Genomic DNA, 26,229 nt, shown 5'->3' with positions numbered 1-26,229 from the left:
TCGTTCTTGCCAAAAGTGATAGAGTCGTGGTACATTCGGACACGAGAAGAAACTAGGAAGGAAGACATCGTGTGCGAAACAGAAGGAATGCTAACTCAAGCACCCGCACGGTCGGCCTCTTGCTCGTGCTTTTTGCCGTGCTTGTGACCGTCCTTTATTCGGGGGCGTATTTGCGGATGCACAGCCGACCCGCAGCGCCGATTCACGCCTATATGCCGCAAGCCAAAGTTCCGATTCTTATGTACCACTCGATCGCGGAACCGGGCAAAGATCTCAGCGTTTCGACGAAAGACTTTGAAGAGCAGTTGAAGTGGCTCGCCGAGAACGGCTTTACCCCGATCACGCTCGGGCAGTTGGAGCGGTATTGGGACGGGTCCTATGAAGTGGACGGCAAACCGGTCGTCATCACGTTTGACGACGGCTATTTGGACAATTATACCGACGCATATCCGGTCTTATTGAAATATCATGACCCCGCGACGATCTTCATCATCACCGACTCGATCAAGCGGAAGAATCACATGAGTTGGGACCAGATGAAGGAGATGCACGCGCACGGCATTGAATTCGGTTCGCACATGGTCTATCATTCAAACTTCCTTCATACGGCCCTCGATCAGATCTCTTGGGAGTTGACCGCCAGCAAACGGGCTTTGGAAAAAGGCCTCGGCTCGCCGGTCACGACGTTTTGCTACCCCGGCGGCGGTTTGATTCCCGAAGCGTCGCGTCTCGTGCACGACGCGGGGTACACGATCGCCGTCACGACCCAGGACGAGTGGGCCGATCAAAGCCAAGACCGCCTGCTGTTGTCCCGCGTGCGCGTGGTCGGCGGCATGAAGCTCGACGAATTTGCGCGCCGCCTGCAAGCTCCTCTGCAGCAATAGACATCAAAAACCCGTGCTCACGTTTGCAGCACGGGTTTTTCTGTGATCTGAAAAAATCAAAAACCCGCGTCCGGGTATACGCGGGTTTTTGCCTACCGTTTGCACGATAGGAACTGGGAGAGGAGAAACCGGAGGAAGAGCTTATGGGGAAACCTAAGCCTTCTCCGCGGTTGCCTGCAACAGCTCACGCCGTTGCTATCTCTAGCATGACCGGGGGGACGGCTTGTTATACAGGGCGCGAAAAAATTTCTTCGTTTGCCTGAAGTTGGAGTGGATTGGCGTTCTATGGTAAAGTAAGGACGAGGAGTTGAATTCAGCATGCGTGTGATCTCAGGAGAGTTTCGCGGCAGACGGCTGGCCGCAGTGCCGGGCCAGAACACGCGCCCGACGACCGATAAAGTCAAAGAATCCATGTTTAACATCATCGGCCCGTACTTTGAAGGCGGCACCGCGCTGGACTTGTTCGCCGGAACCGGCGGATTGGGGCTGGAAGCGTTGTCGAGGGGCATTGAGAAGGCGGTTTTTATCGACTCGGATCACCGAGCGATTTCCGTTGTCCGCGAGAACGCGCGAACGCTTGGGATCAGCCAAGCCCGCGCCGAGATCTTCAAAAACGACGCACGGCGCGCGCTCGATGCGCTGGCGGCGCGCGGAATGAAGTTTGATCTGGTCTTTTTGGACCCTCCTTATAAATTGACCGGGCTTTATGAGGAATTGATCTTGAAAATGCAAGAGTTGGATCTCTTGGAGCCGCGGGCGTATGTGATTGCGGAACATGCCGCAGACGTCAAGTTGCCCGACGCGTATGGAAAATTGTCACGCTGGCGGCTGGCGGAGTACGGGGAGATCGGGATCAGTTTTTATGAACTGGAAGCAGCAGAAACTGGAGAAGCAGGAGCAGAAGGAGATGCAGAAACAGATGAAGATCGCCATTTATCCGGGCTCGTTTGATCCGTTGACTTTGGGTCATCTGGACATCGTCGAGCGCAGTTCGAAGATTTTTGACAAGCTGATCGTGGCCGTGATGGTCAACCCGCATAAGAACCCGTTGTTCACGGAAGAGGAGCGCAAAGACTTGATCCGGGAAGCGGTCAAGCACCTGCCGAACGTGGAAGTGGATTCGTTCCCGGGCCTGCTCGTCAACTACGCACAACGCAAAGGGGCGAGCGCGATCATCAAAGGGCTGCGCTTCGTTTCGGACTTTGAATCGGAGTTGCAAATGGCCGCTCTCAACCGTCAGATGTACGAAGAGGCGGAGACGCTGTTCATGCCGACGTCGCAGAAGCATTCCTATCTGTCGTCGAGCATCGTCAAGGAAATCGCGCGCCACGGCGGCCCGGTGTCCGACCTCGTCCCGTCGCATGTCGAGACGGCGATGCGGGCGAAGTTTGAATTGATGAACTGAGACGTACCTACCTACATAGAAGACAGCAGAGAAAACCAAAGCCTTGCGCGAGGAGGGGAGACCTGTGCGGAAACCAAGGATCGGGTTGGCGCTTGGAGCCGGCGGGGCGAGAGGATTTGCTCATGTCGGCGTGTTGCAGGTGTTGGAGAAGATGGGCATCGAGATCGCTTCCATCGCCGGGAGTTCGATGGGATCGATGGTGGGGGCCTTTTATTGCAACGGGATGGATACCAAGTATCTCGAACAGCTAGCCGTCAACTTGAAACGCCGCCATTGGATTGATTTTACGGTGCCGAAGATGGGTTTTGTCAACGGCACGCGGATCATGGAGATGGTGCGTTTTTTGACCAAGGGGCAGAACATCGAAGACTTGCGCGTGCCGCTTGCCATCGTCGCCACCGACGTGGAGCGGGGCGAGCGGGTCGTGTTTCGCGAGGGTCCGATCGATCAGGCGGTTCGGGCGAGCATTTCGATCCCCGGCATCTTCATTCCGCACCGCTACCAAGGGCGGCTGCTCATCGACGGCGGCGTCATCGACCGCGTGCCGATTCATGTCGCGCGCGAGATGGGCGCGGACATCGTCATCGCGGTGGATGTGGGCTTGTTTGATCGCGAGACGCAGGTGAAGAGCATTTTTGACGTGATCTTTCAGTCGATTGAGATCATGGAGCGGGAGATTTTGCGCTCGCGGATGCTCGATGCCGACCTCGTGATCCGCCCGGATGTCGGACACATCTCCTCGACGGCTTTTACGCAGATCGACGAAGCGGTTCGCTTGGGCCGCGAAGCCACCGAGCGGGTGGCGGAGTTGATTCGCAGCACCATAGATGACTGGAAGGAAGGGGCTTACTCCGATGTCACAACATCCTGACAAACAGCCTCGCCGCTACTGGACCCGCAAAAACATCACAGGCGCGTTGGTTACCGTGGTGATCGCCGCGTCTTTCCTCATCCCGACGCCGTATTACTTGTACCAGCCGGGCACGGCGGAAGTCTTGGCTCCGAAAGTGTCCGTGCAGGGCGGGGACAAGGACGAAAAAGGCGACCTGATGCTGACGACGGTGCTCTCGATGCAGGCTTCGAACATATACTACTTGGCGTATGGATACATCTGGCCGAACACGGAGATCAAAAAAGAAGAGGATGTGCGCGGCAACTTGTCGGACAACGAGTATGACCGGCTGTTGAAGCACATGATGGATTCGTCGCAGCAATACGCGGTGATTTCCGGATTCAAAGCGGCGGGCTTGGCGGTGGACACGACGTATGACGGCGTGTTTGTTCGCAGCATCGTGGAGAACTCCAAAGCGGCGGGCGTTTTGCAAGTGGGCGATGTGATCACCGAAGTCGACGGGAAGCCGGTCGCGAAATCGGACGACCTGATTCAATACATCAACTCCACGAAAAAAGTCGGCGACGAAGTGGACGTGAAGTTCACCCGTACTAACAAAGACAAGCAAGAGCAGAAGGAAGCGAAGATTCCGCTGATGGATTTGACCGATCCGAACGACCCGAAAGCGCAACATCGGGTCGGGTTCGGGGTGTATCCGGAGAACGAGATGAAGATTAAGCCGCCGCGCGAGGTGCAGATTCATGCCGAAGACATCGGCGGGCCGTCGGCGGGGCTGATGTTCTCGCTGGAGATTTACAGCCAGTTGACGGCGGGCGATCTGACCAAGGGGTATCACATCGCAGGAACCGGCACGATCGACATCGACGGCAACGTCGGGCAGATCGGCGGCATCCAGCACAAGATCGTAGCGGCGGATAAGGCGGGGGCGGAGATCTTTTTTGCGCCGGCCGATGTGTTGCCGACCGATGACAACACCAAGGTGGCGAAGCAGGAAGCCGAGAAGATCGGCAGCAAGATGAAGATCGTCTCGGTCAAGACGATGCAAGAGGCGATCGACTATCTGCACAGCTTGCCGGATAAGAAGTAAGGAAAAGTCTCACTCGTGAGGGATGACAGCATGAGAATTAACAAGTATATCGCGGAAACGGGGTATTGTTCCCGGCGCGAAGTGGACCAGCTGATTGCCAAACGGCGGGTCACGATTAACGGGCGGGTGGCGGAACTGGGCAGCACCGTGGAAGAGGACGATGATGTTCGCATCAACGGGAAGCCGATCGCCATCAAGAAGCCGGCGCTGGTTTATCTGGCACTGAACAAGCCGTCGGGCGTCGTCTCGACGACCGACCCGGAGGTGCCGGGAAACATCGTGGATTTTGTGGCGCATCGTGAGCGCATCTTCCCGATCGGGCGGTTGGACAAGGAATCGGAAGGTTTGATTCTCTTGACCAACGACGGTGACATCGTGAATTTGATTTTGCGCAAGGAAGGCAAGCATGAGAAAGAGTACATCGTGTCGGTGGACAAGCCGTTGACGCCGGCGTTTCTGCGCTCCATGTCGAACGGTGTGCGGATTTTGGGGCAGAAGACACTCCCGGCGAAAGTGACGCAAGAGGGGGAGCGGGTGTTTCGCATCGTGCTCACGCAGGGCTTGAACCGTCAGATTCGCCGGATGTGTGAAGCGCTGGGGTATGAAGTGCGGAAGTTGCAGCGGGTGCGGGTGATGAACATTCACCTCGGGTCGCTGGAGAAGGGGCAGTACCGCAACTTGACGGAAGCGGAGATGAAAGAGCTGTTTGAGACGCTCGACTACCAGCCGGAGCGGGAGATCGCCAAGCCGAAATCGGCCTACGTTCCGCCTGCACCGGTAAAAAAGACCTCCCGCCGTCAACTGAAGCCGAACCAAACCCCGAAAAGCCGCAGCAACGCCTCCAAACCCGGCACCCCGGAACGATGGGATCGCGGGGCGGAACAACCCGCGCGCGGCGGGCAAGGGAACCGCGGCGGACAGCAGGGAGACCGCTCGTTCCAGGGGAACCGCGGCGGACAGCAGGGAGACCGCTCGTTCCAAGGGAACCGCGGCGGACAGCAGGGCGGTCGTCCGGGCCGTCAGGGGCAGGGAGGATCGCCGGGCGGGCGCAACCCTCAGGGTCGTTCCGGCGCACCTGCCAAACCGGGCAAACGCCGATAAAAAAAGCACCTGGCCACATTCGGTCAGGTGCTTTTTTCGATGCTAGTTTTGTATGCGTTGGACAGGAGTGGTGTAATCCCACAGCGCCGCCCCCGGCTGCGCGTGCGCGTACCCTTGCGAATAGATGCGGGTCGCCCGCAGGTCCAACTGGAGCATCGGAGATTGCGATTGCTCGCGGGGCATCTTGGTGAGAATAGGTACGACAGCGCGGGCGGAAGCTTTGCGCAACACGTCCCGCCCCCGCTCGTTAAACCCGAGCACGCGTATGTAGTCCGGCCGCCCGTCCGCCGGCAACGCCGCCTGTTCCTCGCGGGTGAAGCCGAGCAGGATCGACGTCAACGCCCGCTGAATCTTGGTCCACGTGTACCGCTTGGTCTTGGCGTAGGCGATCAACTCCTGCACCGTGTCCACCCGCCGGGCGGCTTCGATCAAGCGCGCTTCCAACCCTTCATCCACACCGACAAATTCCGCCAAACTCTCCGGAGCGGCGCGGTGCAACAGCGTAAACAGCGGTTGCCGGAAGTTCTCCCAGCGCATCGGACCGCGCCCGGCGGCGAATTCCTCGCGCAAGATCTGATAGGACAGCTCCGGCAACAGTGCTTCTGCCGTCTCAATGCCGCGCTCCAGCGTCGCTTTGCGAATGGCGGTGGCGCTGGCGATCTTGGGATGGGTGATTTTTTCCTCATTGTATCCGGCGGCGATGCGCGTGATCGTCGCAGGCTGGATCGACGAATCCAAACGGCGCAGAGCTGCCAGGTATTCCAGCCCCAACATGTTGTTGGGCTGCCCGACCACACGCTCGTCCAACTCCGGCTCGCCTTCTGCGTAACGGACGAGCGCGGCACCGGTTGCGCGCGGGTAGGAGACCCCTTTTTGCAATTCGGACTGAATGTAGGATTGCAGAAGCGGGGGTTCATCGACTATGATGGAGCAGAGCCGATTGAGAGATTCGATCTCGCCGCTCTCGCTGCCAAAGCAGAGCGAGTCGACAGCGCCGAGCGCATCCAGCACCGCAACCGAGCCATAAGCAAACAACGTTGCGCTTTGTGTCGAATAGGCAACGGGCAGCTCCAGCACCAAGTCCACCCCTTGCTGCAACGCCATCCGGGCGCGTGCCCACTTGTTGACGATGGCGGGTTCGCCGCGCTGCAGAAAGTGCCCGCTCATCACGGCGACGATCGCGTCGGCCCCCGTTTGGAGCCGGGATTGTTCCACATGGTAGAGATGCCCGTTGTGCATGGGATTGTATTCGACAATCACGCCGGTGACGTGCATGGGCGTTTCCTCCTGTCTTGAGAGACGATTCCAACAGGCTTCATTATAGCAAGCAACCTCTTTATTGACAATTTGCCAACTCCTAGCTATAATGAACTCTGTTGCTTACGAGGTGATATCGTTGAAACTGCGTTGGCGTGACTTGCGCGAAAGCACCAATGGTGTTGATATTCAGGAGTCGGTCGAATTGCCGACCCTGGTGAAAGAGAATCGCCAGTTGATTTCTCTGTCGCCGGTCCAAGTGGACTTGCACGGAGAGGAGACAGCAGGTGTTGTGAAGGTGGAGGGGAAACTGTCTGCCACCGCAACGTACCGTTGTTCTCGCTGTCTGGTTGATTTTTCGGAAGAGCTGCACGTCCCGTTTGCCGAGCAGTTTGTCCAAGTTGAGGAGGACGAGCTTGCCGATGCCGAAGCTTCCCTCGGGGAAGAAAGCAACCCGGTTGTCGGTGATGCGTTTGACTTGACACCGTTTGTGGAGCAGGAGGTAGCGCTTGCGTTGCCGTATGCCCCGTTGCACGCAGAGGACTGCAAAGGCCTGTGCCTGTCGTGCGGTGTGAACCTCAACGAGACGACGTGTTCGTGCAACACGGAACGAATCGACCCTCGATTAGCGGATCTGGCTAAATTTTTTGAGTCTGACAAGTAGAGCATTCTTCTCTTCTTTATTATAAGGAGGTGTATTTAGAGATGGCAGTACCGCAACATCGTACTTCGAAGACCCGTAAACGCATGCGCCGCACCCACTTCAAACTGACCCTGCCGGGTATGGTTGAGTGCCCGCAATGCCACGAGATGAAGCTGGCTCACCGCGTTTGCAAAAACTGCGGCACCTACAAAGGCCGCACGGTCGTGGAAAACAACTAATTCTTAGTTGTCAAAAGCAAGTGCTCTTAGAAGCACTTGCTTTTTGCATTTTTTTGACGTATTTTGACGCACTTTTCGCGCTTTTTTTGACGGAAAATATTTCTCGGAAACTAGGTTGTATTTCGGGAAGTACTTTTATATACTTCTAATAGCACTAGGTACTAAAAACAGATCAGAGCTAGTACACATGGGGGTTCGGTTGGAGATGAGGGCGAGAAACAAGAAACAGAGGCAGCAGGAGTTGTCCGCGCTGATCGAGACGGAGCCCTTCATGACCGATGAAGAATTGGCGGAGCGCTTCGGAGTCTCTGTGCAGACGATCCGTTTGGATCGGCTGGCCTTGGGCATCCCGGAGCTCAGGGAGCGCATCAAGAAAGTCGCCGAGCACAACTACGGCAAGGTTCGTTCACTGGAGCTTTCCGAGGTGATCGGGGAATTGCTCGAACTTGATCTCAACCGCCTCGCCATCTCCATGTTGGAGATCGGACCGGAGCATGTTTTCAGCCGCACGAGAATCGCCAGAGGGCACCACTTGTTTGCGCAAGCGAACTCGCTCGCGGTCTCGGTGATCGATGCCGAAGTGGTTTTGACCGGGATGGCGGACGTGCGGTTTACCCGTCAAGTCAAGCTTGGCGAACGGTTGATCTCCAAAGCGGTCGTTCAGGACAACCGGGAAGACCGAGCCCATGTGAACGTGACCACCAAGGTCGGTGACGACATCGTGTTCGAAGGGCAGTTTGTTGTCTTCAAGAACAAGTGACATCTTTGCAGCAACAGAGTGGAGGTAGCAACTGTGAGAATCGCGATCGATGCCATGGGCGGCGATCATGCCCCGCAAGCCATCGTAGAAGGTACGCTCCAGGCGGCTCGCGCGCACGCAGATGTGACGTTGGTGCTCGTCGGCGACGAAGAGGCCATCAAACGTTGCATGGGCAGCGAGAGACCCTCGAATGTCGAAATCGTACATACAACAGAAGTCATAGCAGCCGACGACGAACCTGTTCGTTCCGTTCGGCGTAAGAAAGACGCTTCCATGGTCGTCGCAGCCCGCATGGTCAAAGAAGGGCAGGCAGACGGATTCGTTTCCGCCGGCAACACCGGCGCGCTGATGGCAGCCGGCTTGCTGGTGGTCGGGCGCATCCCTTCGATTGAACGCCCGGCGCTCGCTTCGATTTGGCCGACGTTCGGTGGCAACGCGATGCTGGTGCTCGACGTGGGCGCGAACATGGACGCAGACCCCGTGCATCTGTTCCAATACGGGTTGATGGCAAACGCTTTCTCCAAGGAAGTGTTGGGACTGCCGAAACCGCGGATCGGGCTGCTCAACGTCGGGGCCGAACCGGGCAAAGGAGACAAATTGCGCAAAGAAGCGTTTGAACTCCTGCAAAACGGCCCGTTTCATTTCGTCGGCAACATCGAAGCGCGCGAGGCGATGCATGACAAGTGCGACGTGCTGGTCGCGGACGGTTTTACCGGCAACAACATGTTGAAATTGATCGAAGGATTCGGCCTTGGGCTGTTTGATAAGTTGAAGGATGTGTTTTTGGCAGGTCCTTTGACCAAACTTGCGGCGCTGATCCTCAAACCGGGTTTGCGTCAATTCAAGAAAACGTTCGACTACTCCGAGTACGGCGGCGCGCCATTGCTTGGAATCGACGGTGCAGTGATCAAAGCACACGGCTCCTCCAATGCGAGAGCTTTTGAGATGGCGATCGAGCAAGCGCGCCGTTTCATCGCAGGACGGGTTCTCGAACAGATAAACCAAGATGTTCAAAAGCAGTGAAGAGGGGGAGAACAGCATGACAAAACTTCAAGTCGGCATCCTCGGCACCGGGTCGGCAGTGCCCAGCCGTGTTGTGACCAACGATGACATGGCGAAAATCGTAGAGACCAACGACGAGTGGATCCGCTCCCGCACAGGGATTCGCGAGCGTCGGTTCGTCGATGCGGACACCGCAACTTCCGATCTCTCCGTGGAAGCTGCTCGCAAAGCGATCGAAGCGGCCGGAATCACTCCGGAAGACATCGGCGTGATCATCGTCGCTACCGTCACGCCGGACTTCATGTTCCCGGCGACGGCGTGCCTCGTCCAAGAGCGCATCGGTGCAAAACACGCGGCGGCGTTTGACTTGTCGGCAGGGTGCAGCGGGTTTTTGTACAGCTTGTCCTGCGCGGTGCCGATGCTCGAAAGCGGCCTCTACAAGTACGCGCTGGTCATCGGTGCGGAAACGCTGTCGAAGATTACAAACTTCTCCGACCGCAGCACCTGCGTGCTGTTTGGCGACGGAGCGGGCGCTGTGGTGCTCGGTCCGACCGATGCGGGGCGCGGCTTCCTCTCGTTTGAGATGGGAGCGGACGGTTCCGGCGGCGAACTGCTGAAGCAAGCGGCAGGCGGCTCCCGAAACCCGGCGACGCAAGAGTCGATTCTGGCAGGCGAGCACTACATCACGATGGCGGGCAACGAAGTGTTCAAGTTCGCCGTTCGAATTTTGGGCTCCGCTGCAGAAGCGGCGCTGGCGAAGGCGGGCCTTGGCAAAGAGGACATCGACTACTTGATTCCGCACCAAGCGAACGTTCGCATCATCGACGCGGCGGTCAACCGCCTCAAGCTTTCGTCTGACAAGGTCTATGTCAATCTTGACAAGTACGGCAACATGTCGTCTGCTTCCATCCCGGTCGCGCTCGACGAAGCGGTACGGCTTGGCAAAGTGCAAGAGAACGACTTGCTCGTGCTGGTCGGCTTCGGAGCCGGCTTGACATGGGGAGCAACGGCGTTGCGCTGGTAGATTTTCAATCAGGAGGAAGACGATTATGACCAAGTTTGCACTGATATTTCCGGGTCAAGGTTCGCAAGTTGTCGGCATGGGCCGCGAACTGGCAGACGCCCGTCCGGTAACGGCTGAAGCATTCCGCCAAGCGGATGCGGCCATCGGGTACAACCTCTCCCAGATCATGTGGGAGGGCCCGCAAGAAACCCTCAATTTGACGTACAACGCGCAACCGGCGATCTTGACGGCGAGCATCGCGCTCTACCGGGCTTTTTTGCAAGAAAACCCGGACTTTGAGTTCGTGTGCACGGCAGGCCACAGCCTCGGCGAGTACACCGCTTTGGTGGCGGCTGATGCGCTGTCGTTTGAAGATGCGGTGCGTCTCGTCAACGCGCGCGGCCGTTTCATGAACGAAGCGGTTCCGGCGGGTCAAGGCGCGATGAGCGCCGTCATCGGCATGGACCGCGCGCTCTTGGCGGACATCTGCGAGCGAGTTTCCGCGGAGTACGGTCCGGTGGAATTGGCGAATGTCAACTGCCCCGGCCAGATCGTCATCTCGGGCAAAGCGGAAGCGGTCACCCGTGCGGGGGAAGTGATCTCCGCCGAGGGCGGACGCGACAAGCCGCTCGTCGTCAGCGGCCCGTTCCACTCGTCGCTGATGAAACCGGCAGCGGACCGTCTCGCCGAAGAGATGAAAACCGTGGAGTTTCGCGACGCCAAAGTTCCGGTCATCGCCAACGCGACCGCCGGCCCCGTGCAAGGAGCCGACGAGATCCGGGAAGCGCTCGTTCGTCAGGTGTACGCACCTGTGCTCTGGGAGGATAGCGTGCGCGTCATGATCGAACAATACGGCGTGGAAGCGTTCCTGGAAATCGGTTCGAGTTCGGTGCTTGCTGGTCTGAACAAGAAGGTCAACAAAGCCGTTCCGACCCACTTCTTCAAGGACCTCGACACGTTCGCCAAAGTTCAAACCGCCATCAAAGGGGAATCCACGAATGCTTAAAGACAAAGTAGCGCTGGTCACCGGCGGCTCCCGCGGCATCGGCCGCGCCATCTGCTTGGAATTGGCGGAGCAAGGCGCCAAAGTCGTCGTGAACTATGCGGGCTCGCAAGCGGCCGCTGAGGAAGTCGTCGCGCTGATCAAGGAAAAAGGCGGCGAAGCCGTCGCGGTCCAAGGAGACGTGGCGGTCTATGCCGACGCGGAGAAGATGGTCTCCGCCACCACCGAGACGTTCGGTCGCATCGACATCCTCGTCAACAACGCCGGCATCACCCGCGACAACTTGCTCATCCGCATGAAAGAAGACGAGTGGGATGCGGTCTTGAACACCAACCTCAAAGGCGTGTTCAACGTGACCAAAGCTGCTGCCCGCCCGATGATGAAACAGCGCGTCGGCCGCATCATCAACATCACCTCGGTCGTCGGTCTGATGGGCAACCCCGGCCAAGCGAACTACGTGTCGGCCAAAGCGGGCGTCATCGGCCTCACCAAGTCCAACGCCAAGGAACTCGCGTCGCGCGGCATCACCGTCAACGCGGTGGCACCGGGCTATATCGAGACGGACATGACCGACAACTTGGGGGACGATGTAAAAGGCAAGCTGTTTGAAGCCATCCCGCTCTCTCGACTGGGTCGTCCGGAAGATATCGCAAACGCTGTGTCCTTCCTCGCGTCCGATCGTTCCGGGTATATCACCGGTCAAGTTCTGACTGTCGACGGCGGCATGGTGATGTAGTATACTACCACTTTGGGAGGAGGTGAAAGCATGTCCGCAGAAATCATGGAGCGCGTAAAAAACATCGTCGTTGACCGACTGGGTGTTGAAGCGTCCGATGTCACCCTCGAAGCATCCTTCAAGGAAGACCTCGGCGCAGACTCCCTCGACGTCGTCGAACTGGTGATGGAACTCGAAGACGAGTTCGATATGGAAATTTCCGATGAAGACGCTGAGAAAATCAACACCGTAGGTGACGTAGTGACCTACATCGCGTCTCACAAGTAATCCCCGAACAACTGTGGTTGAGAAGCCCCAATCTGCTCCATACTAGGATTTGGGGCTTCTCATCTATCTGACAGCTAACCTCACGATAAGCGAAGGTGAACCAACATGAAAAGGCGTGTAGTGATCACCGGTATGGGTGTTGTCTCCCCCCTTGGAAATGATGTTGAAACTTATTGGAACAACTTAAAAAACGGAAGATCGGGAATCCGGAAGATCGAACGCTTTGACACCACAGGACTTGCCACCACCATCGCAGGACTGGTTGAAGACTTCAACCCGGAGGACTTTATCGATAAAAAAGAAGCTCGCAAGATGGACGTGTTCGTCCAATACGCGGTGGGAGCAGCATACCAAGCCATGAAACAAGCGGGTTTGGAAATCACGGAAGAGAATGCAACGCGCATCGGCGTCTACATAGGTTCCGGAATCGGCGGCATCGGCACGCTGTGCGAGCAATACGATGTTCTGAAAGAAAAAGGTCCGCGCCGCGTCTCTCCGTTCTTCGTCCCGATGATCATCGGCGACATGGCGTCCGGCCAAGTGTCGATCTTGCTCGGCGCACGCGGCCCGAACTCTTCCCCGATCTCGGCATGCGCGACCGGCACCAACTCCATCGGCGACGCGTTCAAGATCATCGAGCGCGGTGCGGCTGACGCGATGTTGTGCGGTGGTGCGGAAGCGGCGGTGTATCCGCTGACGATTGCCGGCTTCAACTCGGCGAAAGCGATGGCGACGATTTACAACGACAGCCCGGAGATCTCCTCCCGTCCGTTTGATAAGGACCGCGACGGTTTCGTTCTCTCGGAGGGCGCAGGGGTTCTGCTGTTGGAAGAGCTGGAACACGCCAAGCAGCGCGGCGCGCAAATTCTTGCCGAAGTCGTCGGCTACGGCATGAGCGGCGATGCGTATCATCTCACCGCTCCGGCGCCGGAGGGCGAAGGCGGGGCGCGCGCGATGAAGCACGCGCTGGACGACGCGGGGATTCAACCGGAACAGGTCGCGTACGTCAACGCGCACGGCACGGCGACGATGGGTGATGTGCTGGAAACCCAAGCGATCAAGTCGGTCTACGGCGAGCATGCCTACAAACTGGCGGTGTCCTCGACCAAGTCGATGACCGGGCACATGCTCGGGGCTGCCGGGGCGATTGAAGCGATCGCTTGCGTGGAAGCGATGCGTCACAGCATCTTGCCGCCGACGATCAACCTCGACAATCCGGACGAAGGCTGTGACCTCGACTATGTGCCGAATCAAGCACGTGAAGCGAACATAGACTATTGCATGTCGAATTCGTTCGGCTTTGGCGGTCACAACGCTTCGATCGTGTTGAAGAAGTACACCGAGTAACGACATAGAGACAGAGACACATGTTTTTCCCTGGCAACCTGTTGTTGAGTTGCCAGGGTATCTCCATTTTTGTAGGGTCAGGTGAAGATGCGGTGGTCATTCAATTTGAGAAATTGTTGTCCGACCTCGGGATTCAGTTCCAAAACCGCAAGTTGTTGAAGCAGGCGTTTACGCACGCCTCTTATCGCAACGAGCATCGAACAGAAATCGGGCAGGACAACGAGCGGTTGGAATTCTTGGGCGACGCGGTGTTGGAGTTGTTGGTCAGCGAGTATCTGTTCCTCAAGTTTCCCAAGATGCCGGAGGGGGAATTGACCCGTCTGCGTGCTACGATTGTCTGTGAGCCATCGCTTGTGCGGTTTGCGACCAAGTTGAATTTCGACAAGTACATTCGTTTGGGGCGCGGGGAGGAAATCTCAGGCGGGCGCAAGCGTCCGGCGCTTTTGGCAGACGTGTTTGAAGCGTTTGTGGGAGCGTATTACCTCGACCAAGGGTTGCAGCCGGTCAAGGAGTTTTTGCATCGCTTTGTCGTCTCGGAACTGCAAGATGTGAACGCGCCGCTGCTGACCGACTATAAGACGATGTTGCAAGAGCATGTGCAACGCGAGGGTTTGGGGGCGCTGTCCTATCAGATACTCGAAGAGCGCGGCCCGGCGCACAACCGCGAGTTTGTGGCGCAAGTGCTGTTGGATTACCGACCGATGGGCGAAGGAACCGGCCGATCGAAAAAAGAAGCAGAACAGCATGCGGCCCAGATGACCATGATGATGCTCGGCAAGATCTGAGCGGGGCTTCCTGGGGCGATCAGGACTTGTTTGTGGACAAGCTGGGCAGCGCGCAGCTTGATCGCTTGAGGAAGCTTACAGGCTCAGGGCTGACGGGCCGGCTCCGGAAGGAGCGCACGTAAAGTCGCAAGTTGACGGCGGAGCATCAGATTCTCCGACTCCAGTTCGTCCTTGCGGGCTTGCAAGTAGAGAGCATGTCGATGCAGACCTGGTGCGTAGTGACGGGCGAGAAGCTCGTCCACGGCGTCCAGGTCTTTTTTGTCGAGGGTGATCGGTTCGCTGAAGCCGTGCGGGTCTTCTTGCTCGTGCCAGTTGCGGGTGTAGAAGTAGCCGAGAACGCGCCGTTTGTCGATGACTTTGATGGCGTCGAGTTGCAGGGTGGAGGGGGCGTCGAGCGGATAGTGAGAGGGGAGGTCGTAGTGGAGCGGGACGGGGTCGCCGTACTTCTTGCTGGTCATGGGGGCGATGAGGGCCCAGTTGCGGCCTTCGTAGAGGAGGAGGCAGGGGTGGCGGTACGAGGTTTCAGACCCGATGTTAAAAGCGCCAAGGTCTGCGTAGATCAACCGTCCGCGCTTGTAGCGGGTGTGGTTCTCAGGAAGTTGATTGCGCTCCAGCCAGAATTCGTGCCAGAGGATCAGCGGGACGGTGCGGCGAAGGTTGTTGGAGTTGAGGAAGAGGAGGAGTTTGCCGACAGACTTCATCATCTCCGGCAGCAGCCCTTCCTGAACGGCGGTGCGTTCCGGATGGAGGCGGTAGGATTCGAGCAGCAGTTTTTTGTTGGGCATGGACGTGAGGTCTCCTTACGAGGAAAGTTGAGAGGGTGGAGCGGGGAATGTTTGTCTTCATTTTAACCACAAACCCGTTTAATATGTCAAGGACGTTTTGTTCAAAAAAAATCCCCGACACATGCAGCTTGTCGGGGATTTTTTTGTAAAAACAGATCAGGTGCCGGTGGTGCCCGTTGTGGGATCGCCTGTTGGAGTGTCGGGACCTTGGACGAGAGCGGCTGCTTGAGCGGCGAGGGCAGTATGGTTGTTGTAAAATTTGTGGAGCAGCAGCGCGATCGCTTGGCGCTCGGCGTGCGCTTGCGGGTCGAATTTGTATTTCCCGTCCCCGGCAGACATGCCGACGACGAAGCCCAGTTGTTGCGCGAGGGCGATATTCGGTTTGGCGTAGTCGGACATGTCGGCGGTGTCCACAAAGGTGGAGGTTTGGTTGGTGTAGGTGTCGGCGAGGTTGGGTTGTCCCAGTGCGCGCATGAACGTCGTGACCATCTGCTCGCGAGTGACCTGATGCCCGCCGCCGAAGCTGTTTTGTTCTTCGCCGACCATGAAGCCCGCTTTGATCACGGCGGCGACGTACGGTTGCGCCCAATCGGAGACGTCCGTGAAGTTGCTTTTTGCGTTCATGTCGACGTCGAGGCCCGCCGCTTTTGCCAAACCGGTGGCGAATTCTTCGCGGGTCATTTCGGCAGACGGACGGAAAGTGTTGTCTTCGTAGCCGGTCAGAACGCCCGCGCGCACCAACTCTGCGATCTCGTTGGACGCATACGAATTGCCCAAGTCGGTCAGCGTGCGTTGCGCGCCCGTTGAGGTTCCGGTGGTGCCTGTTGTATCGCCGGTTGCTTCGGTCGTTGTTCCGGGGGTTCCAGTCGTGTCTCCGCCAGTCGTTCCGTTATCCGTTCCGGTCGCGGTATCTGTGCCCGTCGTCCCGGTTTCCGTTGCGGTCCCCGCTCCCGCCGAAGCGCCTCCGCCGGCCGTTCCGGTCATATCCTCCGTCGTACCGGTTGCCCCGGTATTGCTCGTATTCGTATCCGACCCTTGCGCCGTCGTCGTATCGGTCGTCCCGGCAGTTGCCGTCGTATCCGTTCCCGATGTCTCCGCCGTCTCACTGCTGTCGGTGCTGTTCATCGCCGTCGGCCCGCCGGTCGTCGTGGTGCCGGAATCGCCGGTGGCGTTCCCTTCGGTCGCCGTCGTCGTCCCCGGTTGCGCCCCTGTCGTATCCGCGGTCGACGCGCTCGCCACCCCGGTATCCGTACCGGTCGCAAACGCCGCCGGAGCCGCTGTCGCCCCGAGAAGCGGGATCGCCGCGACCACCGCCGTGCCGAGCATCACTTTCGCGCGCGTCACCTTCGAATTCGGGAAGCGTTCGCGTACATACTCCTTGACCTCGTTTTCCAACGTTTGCCGGTGTTTGCCTTCTATCTTGATTCGCTGCCCGGGCTCAGCCGCAAACTCCTCCAAATTCCGTTTCAAATGCAGGATGATCGTAAAACTCCCATCCTCCATCGGTTGCAACTCATATCGTTCAAACAAGCGAAAACCCCCCTCTTGTGTGTTAGTTGGCAACAGGTATCAAAGTCAGACCTCGCCCCTAGCATTCCCCCAAAACACACAAAAAAAAGACCCCCAAGCAAACGCTTGACGGTCCAAAGAGGGGAAATCCTATTGAGTTGCAAACGTTCCGCGTTACCGAACAGATTGCAAAGAATTCGCGCGATACATTTCGTACACTCGATCCATTTGGTGCAGAGACAGCCAGTCTTGAAAAAACTTCGCAAGCTTTTTCATCGAAAGAATCCTCCTCAGTGGAGATCAATGTACTTACAACCCCATCCTACACTCCAAGCGTTAAGGAAATATGAAAGCCTCGTATCAAAACGGCATACAAAAACATCCCCGACCACTCTCACAGGATTTCATACACTGTGATAGAATAGAAAGGTTGAAAGCCCATTCGCTAACTTCTGGAGGGGAACAGGTTGTATCTGAAACGAATAGAGGCGATCGGCTTCAAGTCGTTCGCGGACCGCACGGAACTGGAGTTCGTTCCCGGCGTGACCGCAGTGGTGGGGCCGAACGGTTCGGGCAAATCGAACATCTCCGACGCCATCCGCTGGGTGCTCGGCGAACAGAGCGCCAAGTCGTTGCGCGGGGCGAAGATGGAGGACGTGATCTTTGCCGGATCGGACGGCCGCAAGCCCGTCAACTTCTGCGAAGTCTCGCTGACTTTGGACAACGCCAACCGTGAACTCGACCTCGACTACAACGAAGTCACCGTCACCCGCCGCGTCTACCGCTCGGGCGACTCCGAATATATGATCAACAAACAATCCTGCCGTTTGAAAGACATCACCGAGCTGTTCATGGACACCGGTCTTGGCAAGGAAGCCTACTCGATCATCGGCCAAGGCCGCATCGACGAAATCCTGTCTAACAAATCGGAAGACCGCCGGGGCATTTTTGAAGAAGCCGCCGGGATCGTTAAGTACAAATCCCGCAAGAAAGAAGCGGAGAAGAAACTCGACGAGACGACCGCCAACTTGATTCGCATCGGCGACGTGATCGGCGAGCTGGACGCGTCGATGGAACCGATGGGCTACCAAGCGGAAGTCGCTCTGCAAGCGCGAGAACTCCGTCAGCAGTTGGAGCGCTACGAAGTCGCGCTCTACGTTCACGACATCGAAGACCTGCACCGCCGTTGGACGGAAGGGGAGGGCGAAGGGAACAAACTCGCCGCCGACCACCTCGACAAATCGGCCGCCGTCTCCGCCCAAGAAGCGGAATACGAGAAACTGCGCTGGGAGCTCGCTCAGATCGAACAGTCGATTGAAACGGCGCAGAAAGCGCTCGTCGAAGTCGTCCAAGAACACGAGAAGTCGGAAGGCCGCCGCAAACTGTTGCAAGAACGCCGACAGAACTTGCAAGAGAGCGCCGCCGACATCGACGCCGTCTTGGAAAAACTGCTGCGCGAACAAGGGCAGAACGCCGCGCTGTTGACCGAAGAACAGGCCAAAGCCGCCGATTTGCACTCGCACATCGACTCCTTGAAACGCGACTTGGAAGAGAAGTTGAACCTCGCCAAGGGCTTCCTCGACCGCGCCGAGCGCGAGGGCGAAGTGGAGCGGATGAAGTCCGACCTGATCGAGAAGCTCAACGACAGCGCCTCCAAGCGCAACGAGCTCAAAAACCTCGAGTCTACACTTGAGATCTTGGAGCGGCGCATCGCCCGCCAAGTCGAAGAAGAGCGCGAGTTGACCGCACGCGCCGCTCAACTGCGCCAAGCGCTGGACGAAGCGGCGAAACTGCGCCAAGAAGAAGGCGCGCAGGAAGCGGAAGTCCACGACCTGCTGCAGACCCTGCGCCAGAAAGTGGAGACGGAAACCCGCGACCAAGAAAAGCGCAGCGGCATCCTCCGCCAGTGGCAAACGGAGCAGACTTCGCACCGCTCGCGTCTGGAGCTCTTGCGAGACATGGAATCGCAATACGGCGGCTACCAAGTCGGCGTCCGCAACATCTTGCAAGCGGCGCAACGCGGCCAAGTTCAAGGGGTCAAGGGAGCCGTCGCCGAGCTGATGCAAGTGCCGCGCGAGTACGAGTTGGCGATGGAGACGGCGCTTGGCGGCGCGATGCAAAACGTCGTCGTCCGCGATGAAAAAGCGGGCCGTGATGCCATCCACTACCTGAAGAGCAGCGGCAGCGGACGCGCCACCTTCATGCCGCTTGACGTCATCAAGGGACGACCGCTCGGCAAGCACGAACGCACGGCGATCGGCGGACACAACGGCTATGTCGGCATCGCATCGGAACTCGTCAAGTGCGACCCGCAGTACCAAAACATCGTCGACAACCTCCTCGGTTCCGTCATCGTAGCGCGGACGATCGCCGACGCCAATGCGTTGGCGCGCCTGTTGCAATACCGGGTGCGCATCGTCACCCTCGACGGCGACGTCGTCAACCCCGGCGGTTCGATGACCGGCGGTTCCGTCCAGAAAAAAGGAACGTCGCTGCTCGGGCGAACCCGCGAAATCGAAGAGATGGAAGAAAAGCTCAAAGCGATGGACAAAAAAATCGCCGACGCCCAATCCGTCTACGAACAAAAAAACAACCAACTCCAGCAAGCCAAAGCGGAGATCACCCGTCTCACCGAGCAAAGCGAACAGCAGCGCGGCTCTCTGTACAGCTATGACGCGCAGATTCGCGAACTCGGCGCGCAACTTCGCGGGGTTGAAGAACGCCTTGAACTGGTGACACTGGAATTGGGGCAATACCGCTTGGAAGAGAAGGAAAACCGCCAAAAGCAAGACAGCGTCAAAAACGCCCTCGTCGTGCTGGAGTCGGAAACCATCTACCTGCAAAAAGCGGTCGACGAACTGCAAACCGTGCTTCGCGAGCAGCAAAACGTCGCCGCCGACGTCAACGAAGAAGTGACGGCGTTCAAAGTCAAACTCGCCGGCGTCGAGCAAGAGTATGTCAGCGTCAAGGGCAATTGCGAACGCATCGAAACCCGCTTGGCGGAGCTCTCCATGGAGATCAAGGCCCGCCGGCAAGAACGGGACACCGTTGACAAGCGCCTGGAGGAAACTCTGCAAGAGCTCGCCTCCGCCGAGACGCTCTACGCCAATTTCGACGAGCGCCGCAAGGAAGCGGAAGCGAAACTGGACGCGCACCGGGAAGCCAAACTGTCCCTCTCCTCCCGCATGAGCGCGATGGAAGCCGCGCTGCGCGAGGCGCGTTTGCAACTGAAGAATCTTGAACAGCACGTCCACCACAACGAGGTCAAAGTCAACCGCCTCGACGTTGAGTTGAACAACGCGCTGACCAAGCTCGCCGAGGAGTACCACATCTCGTTTGAACTCGCCAAGGAGCGCTACCCGATGCCGGAGGAGCTCGCGGTCACCAAGCGCAAAGTCCAAGAGTTCCGCCGTGAGATCGAGCGCTTGGGCGACGTCAACTTCGGGGCGATCGAAGAGTACACACGGATGCAAGAGCGTCATGCGTACTTGTCGGAGCAACGAGACGACTTGGTCAAAGCGGTTGAGCAATTATATGAAGTGATTCGCGAAATCGAAGAGGAGATGTCCAAGCGTTTCAACGAGACGTTCTATGCGATTCGCGAGCAGTTCGGCGAAGTGTTCGCCGCGCTGTTTGGCGGCGGTCGCGCCGACCTGATTCTTACCGATCCGGACAAACCGTTGACCACCGGCATCGAAGTCGTCGCCCAACCGCCGGGCAAGAAATTGCAAAACCTGCAATTGCTCTCCGGGGGCGAGCGGGCCCTGTCGGCGCTGGCGCTGTTGTTTGCCATTCTCCGGATCAAACCGGTGCCGTTCTGCGTGCTCGACGAAGTCGAAGCGGCGCTCGACGACGCCAACGTCGCCCGGTACGCCATGTACCTGCGCGACTTCTCCAAACAGACGCAGTTTATCGTCGTCACGCACCGCAAAGGCACGATGGAGGGGGCGGACGTCCTCTACGGCGTCACCATGCAAGAGCACGGCGTCTCCAAGGTCGTCTCGGTGCGCTTGGTGGATCAAGCGATGGAATTGACGAGTTAATCGTCCCCGCTTTTTAGAGTTGAAGGGAGTGTTGGTGATGGGGTTTTTTAGCAAGATCAAGGAAGGTCTCGCCAAAACGCGCGACGCCTTCATGGGCAAAGTGGAATCGATCATCTCGTTTGGCCGCAAAATCGACGAGGAGTTCTATGAGGAATTGGAAGAAGCGCTGATCATGGCGGACGTGGGCGTGAACACCGTGATGGAGATCATGGACGAACTGCGCTCCGAAGTCAAAAAACGCAAGCTTACGCAGGCGGAAGAACTGCGCCCCGTTTTGCAGGAGAAGCTCGCGGAGTTGATGGGTACCGAGCAAGAGGGCTTGAAGATGGCGCCGGACGGTCAACTGACCGTTATCCTCTTCGTCGGCGTCAACGGCGTCGGCAAAACCACGACGATCGGCAAACTTGCCCACCGTTTCAAATCCGAAGGCAAAAAAGTCATCCTCGCCGCGGGCGACACGTTCCGCGCGGGGGCCATCGAGCAACTGGAAGTGTGGGGCGAGCGTGCCGGCGTCGACGTGATCAAGCAATCGGCAGGCTCCGACCCGGCGGCCGTCATCTACGACGGTCTCGCCGCCGCACGCGCCCGCAAAGCGGACGTGCTGCTTTGCGACACCGCGGGACGCTTGCAGAACAAGTCCAACCTCATGGACGAACTGAACAAAGTCTACCGCGTCATCAAGCGCGAAGTGCCGGACGCGCCGCATGAAGTGTTGCTCGTCCTCGACGCGACCACCGGGCAGAACGCCCTCCAGCAAGCCAAGCTGTTCGGGGCGTCGGCGGGCGTGACCGGCATCGTCTTGACCAAGCTCGACGGCACTGCCAAGGGCGGCATCGTCATCGCGATCCGCAAAGAGCTGGAACTTCCGGTTAAATTTGTCGGCCTCGGGGAGAAAATGGACGACCTGCAACCGTTTGCTCCGCAAGAGTTTGTGTCGGCGCTGTTCACCGGCAACGACACAGAAGACAGCGAATAAAAAGATTTTTTGAATGAGAGTTGACAACGCCCATGCTTTTCAGTAATATACCTCTGTAAAGCAAATCGACTTGACAGGCAGAGGGGCGTCGGACATGCTTGAAAAGACCACCCAGATGAACCTGTTATACGACTTCTACGGGGTTATGCTCACCGAGAAGCAACGCGAATTTGTGGAATTGTACTACTTGGATGACCTCTCGTTGGCGGAAATCGCCGAGCAGTTTGAGATCAGTCGTCAAGCGGTGCATGACAACATCCGCCGAGCGAGCGCGCAGTTGCTCGACTACGAGGCGAAGTTGCACTTGGTCGAGCGGTTTGAACGTCGCCGGGAAGTCGGAAGTCGGGTGTTGTCGATCCTCGGGAACAACCCGTCGCAACAGGAGTGCGAGCACGCAGCAACTCTCGTGCGCGAATTGATCGAGGAATAACCAACACAGAGGAGGATGGCCCATGGTCTTCGAAGGATTGGCGAACCGATTGCAAGATACCTTCAACCGTTTGCGCGGCAAGGGCAAACTCAGCGAATCGGACGTAACTGAAGCCATGCGGGAAGTTCGGCTGGCCCTCCTGGAGGCTGACGTCAACTTCAAAGTCGTAAAAGACTTTGTGGCGAAGGTCAAGGAGCGCGCCGTAGGGCAAGAAGTCCTGCAAAGCCTGACTCCGGGACAACATGTCATCAAGATCGTCAACGAAGAACTCACCGCGTTGATGGGAGGCGAGCAATCCAAACTCGCCGTCTCTGCGAAAGCTCCGACCGTATACATGATGGTCGGTTTGCAAGGGGCAGGGAAAACCACCCACACCGCCAAGTTGGCGAGACTTCTGCACAAAGACCGCAAGAAACCGTTGCTTGTCGCCTGCGACATCTACCGTCCGGCTGCCATTAAGCAACTCCAAGTGCTCGGCGAACAGCTCGACGTTCCGGTGTTCTCCCTCGGAAACGAGGTCTCTCCGGTCGAGATCGCCCGCCAAGCGATGGAGCATGCCAAGTCGCACGGCCACGACTACGTGCTGATCGACACCGCAGGTCGTTTGCATATCGACGAAGCGTTGATGGACGAACTCAAGCAGATCAAAGCAACCGTGCAACCGCACGAGATTCTGCTGGTCGTCGACGCCATGACCGGTCAAGACGCCGTCAACGTCGCCGAGAGCTTCAACTCCCAGCTGGACGTGACCGGCGCCATTCTCACCAAGCTCGACGGGGACACCCGCGGGGGTGCCGCACTCTCGATTCGCGCCGTCACCGGCACGCCGATCAAGTATGCGGGCATCGGGGAGAAAATTGACGCGATCGAACCGTTCCATCCGGACCGGATGGCCTCCCGAATTCTCGGGATGGGCGACGTGCTCACCTTGATTGAGAAAGCTCAAGCGACGATCGACAAGGACAAAGCGCTCGACCTCGAACGGAAGATGCGCAACGCCGACTTCACGCTGGAGGACTTCCTCGACCAGTTGCAGCAAGTCAAGCAATTGGGGCCGCTCGATCAGATCATGGGGATGTTGCCCGGCATGAACAAAATGAAGGGCATGCAAAACGTCAACGTGGATGACAAGCAGATCGGCCGCGTCGAAGCGATCATTCGCTCGATGACGCCGGGAGAGCGGACAGAGCCAAGCGTCATCAACTCCAGCCGCCGCAAACGCATCGCGGCAGGGAGCGGAACCTCGGTTCAGGAAGTCAACCGTCTCTTGAAGCAATTCGAAGACATGCAGAAGATGATGAAGCAGTTCTCCGGAATGGCGAAGAAGATGAAAGGCAAGAAGGGCAAGGGCGGTTTCAAGCTCCCGTTCATGCCGTAACGTCCTTCATCGAAAGAAATTTTACGAGTTATCAACTTTTCTGTTCCATTGGAACGGAAGTTATGATATGATTTTGATTCTGTGGAGGTGAAAATAACATGGCAGTTAAGATTCGTCTGAAGCGTATGGGTCAGAAGAAAGCTCCGTTCTACCGCTTGGTAGTCGCTGATTCCCGTTCTCCGCGTGACGGTCGTTTCATCGAGGAGATCGGTACCTATAACCCGGTTACCCAACCGGCTCAAATCAACATCGATGAAGAGAAAGCAATCGCATGGCTGAACAACGGTGCACAACCGTCCGACACCGTGAAGAACCTCTTCTCCAAGACCGGCATCCTCAAGAAAGTACACGAAGCGAAAGCAGGCAAGTAAGCATGAAGCAATTGGTGGAAACCATTGCAAAAGCCCTTGTCGATCAGCCTGACCAAGTTCGGGTTACGGAAGTGGTCACGGAGGATTCGATCGTGTATGAACTGTCCGTCTTTCCCTCTGATATGGGGAAGATCATCGGCAAACAAGGCCGGGTGGCGAAGGCGCTGCGCACAGTCGTCGCGGCCGCCGCTGCCGGACAACCCAAGAAAGTCACCATTGAGATCGTTTGATTGAAATCGGCTGGCGCAACGAAAGCTAGGAAGCAGAGATGCTCCCTAGCTTTTTTGTTTGTGGTATAATAACCTACATACCAAAGGAGTGTGAATTTCATTGTTTACTGTAAAAGTACCTGTTGCGATTAAGCTGATTTTGACCGAAGCTGCGAAGAAGGGCATCACCGGCGAAATCAACAATGCGATCCAAGGCATCCAGCATGAGCTGGAGCAAATTGAATTCCAAGCGCGTAAAGCGCTCCAAGACGCGGAACAACACGGCCCGGAAGCCGTACAATCCCTGACGGCGCGCATCAACCAAGAGCGCGGCATGCGCATGGAGCGCCGTGAGCAACTCATGCAGCAGCTCGTGCAAATTCAGCAATCGGAGATCGGTTCGGAAATCAACGGCGGTCAAGTCGAATCGACGGTCGAAGTTCGTGTGGGCGACAACTGGGAAGAGAAAGTGCAAGCAAATGAAATCGTGCTCAAGGACGGCGTGGTCGTAGAGATTCGCCGTGCGGGTGTTTAATGCGCGAACAGAAACTGATCCTCGTCGGCCACTTGGTGAACACCCAAGGGGTGCGCGGTGAAGTGCGTGTCTTGTCGCGGACGGATTTCGATGACATCCGTTTCAAGACCGGCTCCACGATCATGCTCGTGCATCCGAACTTCCCGAAGCCAATCGAGTTGAAAATTTCGTCGTCCCGACCGCACAAGCAATTCATCTTACTCACATTTGAGGGGCATCTGAACATCAACGATGTGGAAAAGTACAAAGGCGGCGACTTGATGGTCCGCGAAGAAGACCTCGTTCAACTGCCGGAGAACACGTACTACATCTACCAATTGATTGGCTGTCAGGTAGTGACCGACGAAGGAGAAGTCCTGGGCACGCTCAAGGACGTGCTCCAACCGGGTGCCAACGACGTATATGTCGTGAAGCCGCCCAAGGGCAAGGACATTCTGCTGCCGGTCATTCCGGATTGTGTATTGGATGTTGACGTGGAGAACAAAAAAGTTCTCGTACATATCCTCCCGGGCCTGCTGGACTGATGGTAGGAGGGAACCGACGTGCGCATTGACATCGTGACGATCTTCCCGGAGATGTTCGAAGGGGTGATCAACAACTCCATTCTAGGCCGCGCCCGCCGCGAAGGTTTGGTGGAGATCAACTTGATCGACTTCCGTGCCTACTCCAACAACAAACATAACACCGTGGACGACACCCCGTACGGGGGCGGCGGCGGCATGGTGCTTAAGCCGGAGCCGATCTTCTCGGCTGTCGAGGAGTTGACGGGATCGGTTAGAGCGGGAACCGTGGAAGTCGAGGGCGGCGAAGCGCCCGCGACAGCCCGTCCTCGCGTGATTTTGACCTGTCCGCAGGGAGAGGTCTTCTCCCAAGCCAAAGCCTTGGATTTCGCCTCCGAGGAGCATCTGGTGATCATCGCGGGCCACTATGAGGGCTACGATGAGCGGATTCGCCAGTATCTCGTCACGGACGAGATCTCCATCGGGGATTATGTGCTGACCGGGGGAGAGATCCCGGCGATGGTGATCGTGGACAGCGTGACCCGGCTGTTGCCGGGCGTGCTTGGCAACGACACCTCCGCCGTGCTCGACTCATTCCGCGAAGGGTTGCTGGAATACCCGCACTACACCCGTCCTGCGGAGTTCCGGGGCTGGAAGGTGCCCGACGTCTTGCTGTCCGGCCACCACGGCAACGTCGAGCGCTGGAGGCGCAAGGAATCGTTTCGCCGGACGCTTGTGCGCCGACCGGATCTCTTGCAAGGCCGCGAGCTCTCCAAGGAAGACCGCAAGCTGCTTGACGAAGTGATGCGGGAAGAGAATCAAACGAACTAGAAAAAGCCCCGTTCGGTGACGATCGGGGCTTTTTTGCGAAGTTATTTGCGTCTCTTTGCGGATTTCGGGCGAAAATCAACACGCAAGGCCCCTTGATCAAGCTCTGTGCCTCATGTTATATTTATCTCGTCGCCGCGAGAGGTTGAGCTTATGAGAGCGAAAGCCTGCGGTTGACACGAGACATGAAGATGTGATACCTTAGATCATGTCGCCGCTGATACGAATCATTGGGGAGTCGCCAAGCGGTAAGGCAACGGACTTTGACTCCGTCATGCGAAGGTTCGATCCCT

Annotated in this window: 27 protein-coding genes and 1 pseudogene; 25 read left to right on the top strand and 3 right to left on the bottom strand. The window is 57.5% G+C overall.

The window, feature by feature from the left end; translation table 11 throughout:
• The first annotated feature begins 71 nt into the window (after positions 1 to 71).
• The 6 genes and pseudogenes from EL26_RS17185 to EL26_RS26275 form a co-directional block, all read left to right on the top strand.
• Positions 72 to 884, top strand: coding sequence for a polysaccharide deacetylase family protein (locus EL26_RS17185; protein ID WP_152559304.1), 813 nt, complete (start codon positions 72 to 74; stop codon positions 882 to 884).
• A 318-nt stretch (positions 885 to 1,202) separates the two neighbouring features.
• Entirely contained in the window at positions 1,203 to 1,835 is a 633-nt protein-coding gene (gene rsmD / locus EL26_RS17180) for a 16S rRNA (guanine(966)-N(2))-methyltransferase RsmD (protein ID WP_038091715.1), read from the top strand.
• Positions 1,804 to 2,289: a pantetheine-phosphate adenylyltransferase gene (gene coaD / locus EL26_RS17175; protein ID WP_038091711.1), complete on the top strand. Its 486-nt coding sequence runs from the start codon at positions 1,804 to 1,806 to the stop codon at positions 2,287 to 2,289. Before rsmD ends, coaD begins: the two co-directional genes overlap by 32 nt.
• A 64-nt stretch (positions 2,290 to 2,353) precedes the next feature.
• Positions 2,354 to 3,160 (top strand): patatin-like phospholipase family protein, encoded by an 807-nt coding sequence (locus EL26_RS17170; protein WP_038091709.1) that lies wholly within the window; start codon positions 2,354 to 2,356, stop codon positions 3,158 to 3,160.
• Entirely contained in the window at positions 3,144 to 4,229 is a 1,086-nt protein-coding gene (locus EL26_RS17165) for a SepM family pheromone-processing serine protease (RefSeq protein WP_038091706.1), read from the top strand. Before EL26_RS17170 ends, EL26_RS17165 begins: the two co-directional genes overlap by 17 nt.
• Positions 4,230 to 4,259: 30 nt before the next feature.
• A pseudogene (locus tag EL26_RS26275) lies at positions 4,260 to 4,952 on the top strand (pseudouridine synthase); the annotation flags it as partial.
• A 420-nt stretch (positions 4,953 to 5,372) separates the two neighbouring features.
• On the opposite strand, the gene EL26_RS17155 reads toward EL26_RS26275, so the two are convergent.
• Positions 5,373 to 6,605, bottom strand: a complete 1,233-nt coding sequence (locus tag EL26_RS17155; RefSeq protein WP_038091703.1) for a nucleotidyltransferase — start codon at positions 6,603 to 6,605, stop codon at positions 5,373 to 5,375.
• 121 nt (positions 6,606 to 6,726) lie between these two features.
• Here EL26_RS17155 and EL26_RS17150 point away from each other — a divergent pair, with 121 nt between their 5' ends.
• From EL26_RS17150 to rnc, 10 genes are all read left to right on the top strand, one after another.
• Complete coding sequence (locus EL26_RS17150) at positions 6,727 to 7,251, top strand: YceD family protein (protein ID WP_038091700.1); 525 nt, start codon at positions 6,727 to 6,729, stop codon at positions 7,249 to 7,251.
• A gap of 41 nt (positions 7,252 to 7,292) precedes the next feature.
• A complete protein-coding gene (gene rpmF, locus EL26_RS17145; protein ID WP_038091698.1) occupies positions 7,293 to 7,469 on the top strand; it encodes a 50S ribosomal protein L32 in 177 nt (58 codons plus the stop codon).
• Positions 7,470 to 7,674: 205 nt separating this feature from the next.
• A complete protein-coding gene (fapR, locus tag EL26_RS17140) occupies positions 7,675 to 8,229 on the top strand; it encodes a transcription factor FapR (protein WP_038091696.1) in 555 nt (184 codons plus the stop codon).
• Between the two features lie 33 nt (positions 8,230 to 8,262).
• Entirely contained in the window at positions 8,263 to 9,252 is a 990-nt protein-coding gene (gene plsX, locus EL26_RS17135; protein WP_038091694.1) for a phosphate acyltransferase PlsX, read from the top strand.
• A gap of 16 nt (positions 9,253 to 9,268) precedes the next feature.
• Positions 9,269 to 10,255, top strand: coding sequence for a beta-ketoacyl-ACP synthase III (locus EL26_RS17130; protein WP_038091692.1), 987 nt, complete (start codon positions 9,269 to 9,271; stop codon positions 10,253 to 10,255).
• 25 nt (positions 10,256 to 10,280) lie between these two features.
• The gene (gene fabD / locus EL26_RS17125; protein ID WP_038091691.1) at positions 10,281 to 11,240 is read left to right on the top strand and encodes an ACP S-malonyltransferase; all 960 of its coding nucleotides are present in this window, start codon (positions 10,281 to 10,283) and stop codon (positions 11,238 to 11,240) included.
• Positions 11,233 to 11,973: a 3-oxoacyl-[acyl-carrier-protein] reductase gene (fabG, locus tag EL26_RS17120; RefSeq protein WP_038091689.1), complete on the top strand. Its 741-nt coding sequence runs from the start codon at positions 11,233 to 11,235 to the stop codon at positions 11,971 to 11,973. The genes fabD and fabG overlap by 8 nt, the downstream gene beginning before the upstream one ends.
• A gap of 30 nt (positions 11,974 to 12,003) precedes the next feature.
• The gene (gene acpP / locus EL26_RS17115; RefSeq protein ID WP_038091688.1) at positions 12,004 to 12,240 is read left to right on the top strand and encodes an acyl carrier protein; all 237 of its coding nucleotides are present in this window, start codon (positions 12,004 to 12,006) and stop codon (positions 12,238 to 12,240) included.
• 105 nt (positions 12,241 to 12,345) lie between these two features.
• On the top strand, positions 12,346 to 13,587 hold the full coding sequence (gene fabF, locus EL26_RS17110; RefSeq protein ID WP_038091686.1) for a beta-ketoacyl-ACP synthase II: 1,242 nt from the start codon (positions 12,346 to 12,348) through the stop codon (positions 13,585 to 13,587).
• 92 nt (positions 13,588 to 13,679) lie between these two features.
• The gene (gene rnc / locus EL26_RS17105; protein ID WP_038091683.1) at positions 13,680 to 14,372 is read left to right on the top strand and encodes a ribonuclease III; all 693 of its coding nucleotides are present in this window, start codon (positions 13,680 to 13,682) and stop codon (positions 14,370 to 14,372) included.
• Positions 14,373 to 14,455: 83 nt separating this feature from the next.
• On the opposite strand, the gene EL26_RS24035 is transcribed toward rnc, so the two are convergent.
• Positions 14,456 to 15,157 (bottom strand): type II toxin-antitoxin system PemK/MazF family toxin, encoded by a 702-nt coding sequence (locus EL26_RS24035; RefSeq protein ID WP_052036517.1) that lies wholly within the window; start codon positions 15,155 to 15,157, stop codon positions 14,456 to 14,458.
• Between the two features lie 156 nt (positions 15,158 to 15,313).
• A complete protein-coding gene (locus EL26_RS24030; RefSeq protein WP_052036516.1) occupies positions 15,314 to 16,687 on the bottom strand; it encodes an S-layer homology domain-containing protein in 1,374 nt (457 codons plus the stop codon).
• Between the two features lie 446 nt (positions 16,688 to 17,133).
• Between EL26_RS24030 and smc the strand changes: the two genes are divergently transcribed.
• From smc to trmD, 9 genes are all read left to right on the top strand, one after another.
• Complete coding sequence (gene smc / locus EL26_RS17090; protein ID WP_038091681.1) at positions 17,134 to 20,709, top strand: chromosome segregation protein SMC; 3,576 nt, start codon at positions 17,134 to 17,136, stop codon at positions 20,707 to 20,709.
• Between the two features lie 37 nt (positions 20,710 to 20,746).
• Entirely contained in the window at positions 20,747 to 21,685 is a 939-nt protein-coding gene (gene ftsY, locus EL26_RS17085; protein ID WP_052036515.1) for a signal recognition particle-docking protein FtsY, read from the top strand.
• A 94-nt stretch (positions 21,686 to 21,779) separates the two neighbouring features.
• Positions 21,780 to 22,115: a putative DNA-binding protein gene (locus tag EL26_RS17080; RefSeq protein WP_038091677.1), complete on the top strand. Its 336-nt coding sequence runs from the start codon at positions 21,780 to 21,782 to the stop codon at positions 22,113 to 22,115.
• A 22-nt stretch (positions 22,116 to 22,137) separates the two neighbouring features.
• Positions 22,138 to 23,493 carry a signal recognition particle protein gene (ffh, locus tag EL26_RS17075; protein ID WP_038091674.1) on the top strand — a complete coding sequence of 452 codons (1,356 nt, stop codon included), beginning with the start codon at positions 22,138 to 22,140 and terminating at the stop codon, positions 23,491 to 23,493.
• A gap of 98 nt (positions 23,494 to 23,591) precedes the next feature.
• Positions 23,592 to 23,864 carry a 30S ribosomal protein S16 gene (gene rpsP / locus EL26_RS17070; protein ID WP_038091672.1) on the top strand — a complete coding sequence of 91 codons (273 nt, stop codon included), beginning with the start codon at positions 23,592 to 23,594 and terminating at the stop codon, positions 23,862 to 23,864.
• Between the two features lie 2 nt (positions 23,865 to 23,866).
• Complete coding sequence (locus EL26_RS17065) at positions 23,867 to 24,094, top strand: KH domain-containing protein (protein WP_038091670.1); 228 nt, start codon at positions 23,867 to 23,869, stop codon at positions 24,092 to 24,094.
• A gap of 100 nt (positions 24,095 to 24,194) precedes the next feature.
• Positions 24,195 to 24,608: a YlqD family protein gene (locus tag EL26_RS17060; protein ID WP_038091667.1), complete on the top strand. Its 414-nt coding sequence runs from the start codon at positions 24,195 to 24,197 to the stop codon at positions 24,606 to 24,608.
• Complete coding sequence (gene rimM / locus EL26_RS17055) at positions 24,608 to 25,132, top strand: ribosome maturation factor RimM (protein ID WP_038091664.1); 525 nt, start codon at positions 24,608 to 24,610, stop codon at positions 25,130 to 25,132. Before EL26_RS17060 ends, rimM begins: the two co-directional genes overlap by 1 nt.
• An 18-nt stretch (positions 25,133 to 25,150) precedes the next feature.
• Positions 25,151 to 25,939 (top strand): tRNA (guanosine(37)-N1)-methyltransferase TrmD, encoded by a 789-nt coding sequence (gene trmD, locus EL26_RS17050; protein WP_038091661.1) that lies wholly within the window; start codon positions 25,151 to 25,153, stop codon positions 25,937 to 25,939.
• The last annotated feature ends 290 nt before the right edge of the window (positions 25,940 to 26,229 follow it).

The organism is Tumebacillus flagellatus (assembly GCF_000714935.1).
GTDB classification, from domain to species: domain Bacteria; phylum Bacillota; class Bacilli; order Tumebacillales; family Tumebacillaceae; genus Tumebacillus; species Tumebacillus flagellatus.
This window is presented reverse-complemented; position numbering and strand designations above follow the sequence as displayed.

What these genes read in the sequence shown, in the direction of transcription:
- rsmD (WP_038091715.1), top strand. Translation starts at nt 1,203, where the DNA reads ATGCGTGTGATCTCAGGAGAGTTTCGCGGCAGACGGCTGGCCGCAGTG.
- coaD (WP_038091711.1), top strand. Translation starts at nt 1,804, where the DNA reads ATGAAGATCGCCATTTATCCGGGCTCGTTTGATCCGTTGACTTTGGGT.
- EL26_RS17165 (WP_038091706.1), top strand. Translation starts at nt 3,144, where the DNA reads ATGTCACAACATCCTGACAAACAGCCTCGCCGCTACTGGACCCGCAAA.
- EL26_RS17155 (WP_038091703.1), bottom strand. Translation starts at nt 6,605, where the DNA reads ATGCACGTCACCGGCGTGATTGTCGAATACAATCCCATGCACAACGGG.
- rpmF (WP_038091698.1), top strand. Translation starts at nt 7,293, where the DNA reads ATGGCAGTACCGCAACATCGTACTTCGAAGACCCGTAAACGCATGCGC.
- fapR (WP_038091696.1), top strand. Translation starts at nt 7,675, where the DNA reads ATGAGGGCGAGAAACAAGAAACAGAGGCAGCAGGAGTTGTCCGCGCTG.
- EL26_RS17130 (WP_038091692.1), top strand. Translation starts at nt 9,269, where the DNA reads ATGACAAAACTTCAAGTCGGCATCCTCGGCACCGGGTCGGCAGTGCCC.
- fabD (WP_038091691.1), top strand. Translation starts at nt 10,281, where the DNA reads ATGACCAAGTTTGCACTGATATTTCCGGGTCAAGGTTCGCAAGTTGTC.
- fabG (WP_038091689.1), top strand. Translation starts at nt 11,233, where the DNA reads ATGCTTAAAGACAAAGTAGCGCTGGTCACCGGCGGCTCCCGCGGCATC.
- acpP (WP_038091688.1), top strand. Translation starts at nt 12,004, where the DNA reads ATGTCCGCAGAAATCATGGAGCGCGTAAAAAACATCGTCGTTGACCGA.
- fabF (WP_038091686.1), top strand. Translation starts at nt 12,346, where the DNA reads ATGAAAAGGCGTGTAGTGATCACCGGTATGGGTGTTGTCTCCCCCCTT.
- EL26_RS24035 (WP_052036517.1), bottom strand. Translation starts at nt 15,157, where the DNA reads ATGCCCAACAAAAAACTGCTGCTCGAATCCTACCGCCTCCATCCGGAA.
- ftsY (WP_052036515.1), top strand. Translation starts at nt 20,747, where the DNA reads ATGGGGTTTTTTAGCAAGATCAAGGAAGGTCTCGCCAAAACGCGCGAC.
- EL26_RS17080 (WP_038091677.1), top strand. Translation starts at nt 21,780, where the DNA reads ATGCTTGAAAAGACCACCCAGATGAACCTGTTATACGACTTCTACGGG.
- ffh (WP_038091674.1), top strand. Translation starts at nt 22,138, where the DNA reads ATGGTCTTCGAAGGATTGGCGAACCGATTGCAAGATACCTTCAACCGT.
- rpsP (WP_038091672.1), top strand. Translation starts at nt 23,592, where the DNA reads ATGGCAGTTAAGATTCGTCTGAAGCGTATGGGTCAGAAGAAAGCTCCG.
- EL26_RS17065 (WP_038091670.1), top strand. Translation starts at nt 23,867, where the DNA reads ATGAAGCAATTGGTGGAAACCATTGCAAAAGCCCTTGTCGATCAGCCT.
- rimM (WP_038091664.1), top strand. Translation starts at nt 24,608, where the DNA reads ATGCGCGAACAGAAACTGATCCTCGTCGGCCACTTGGTGAACACCCAA.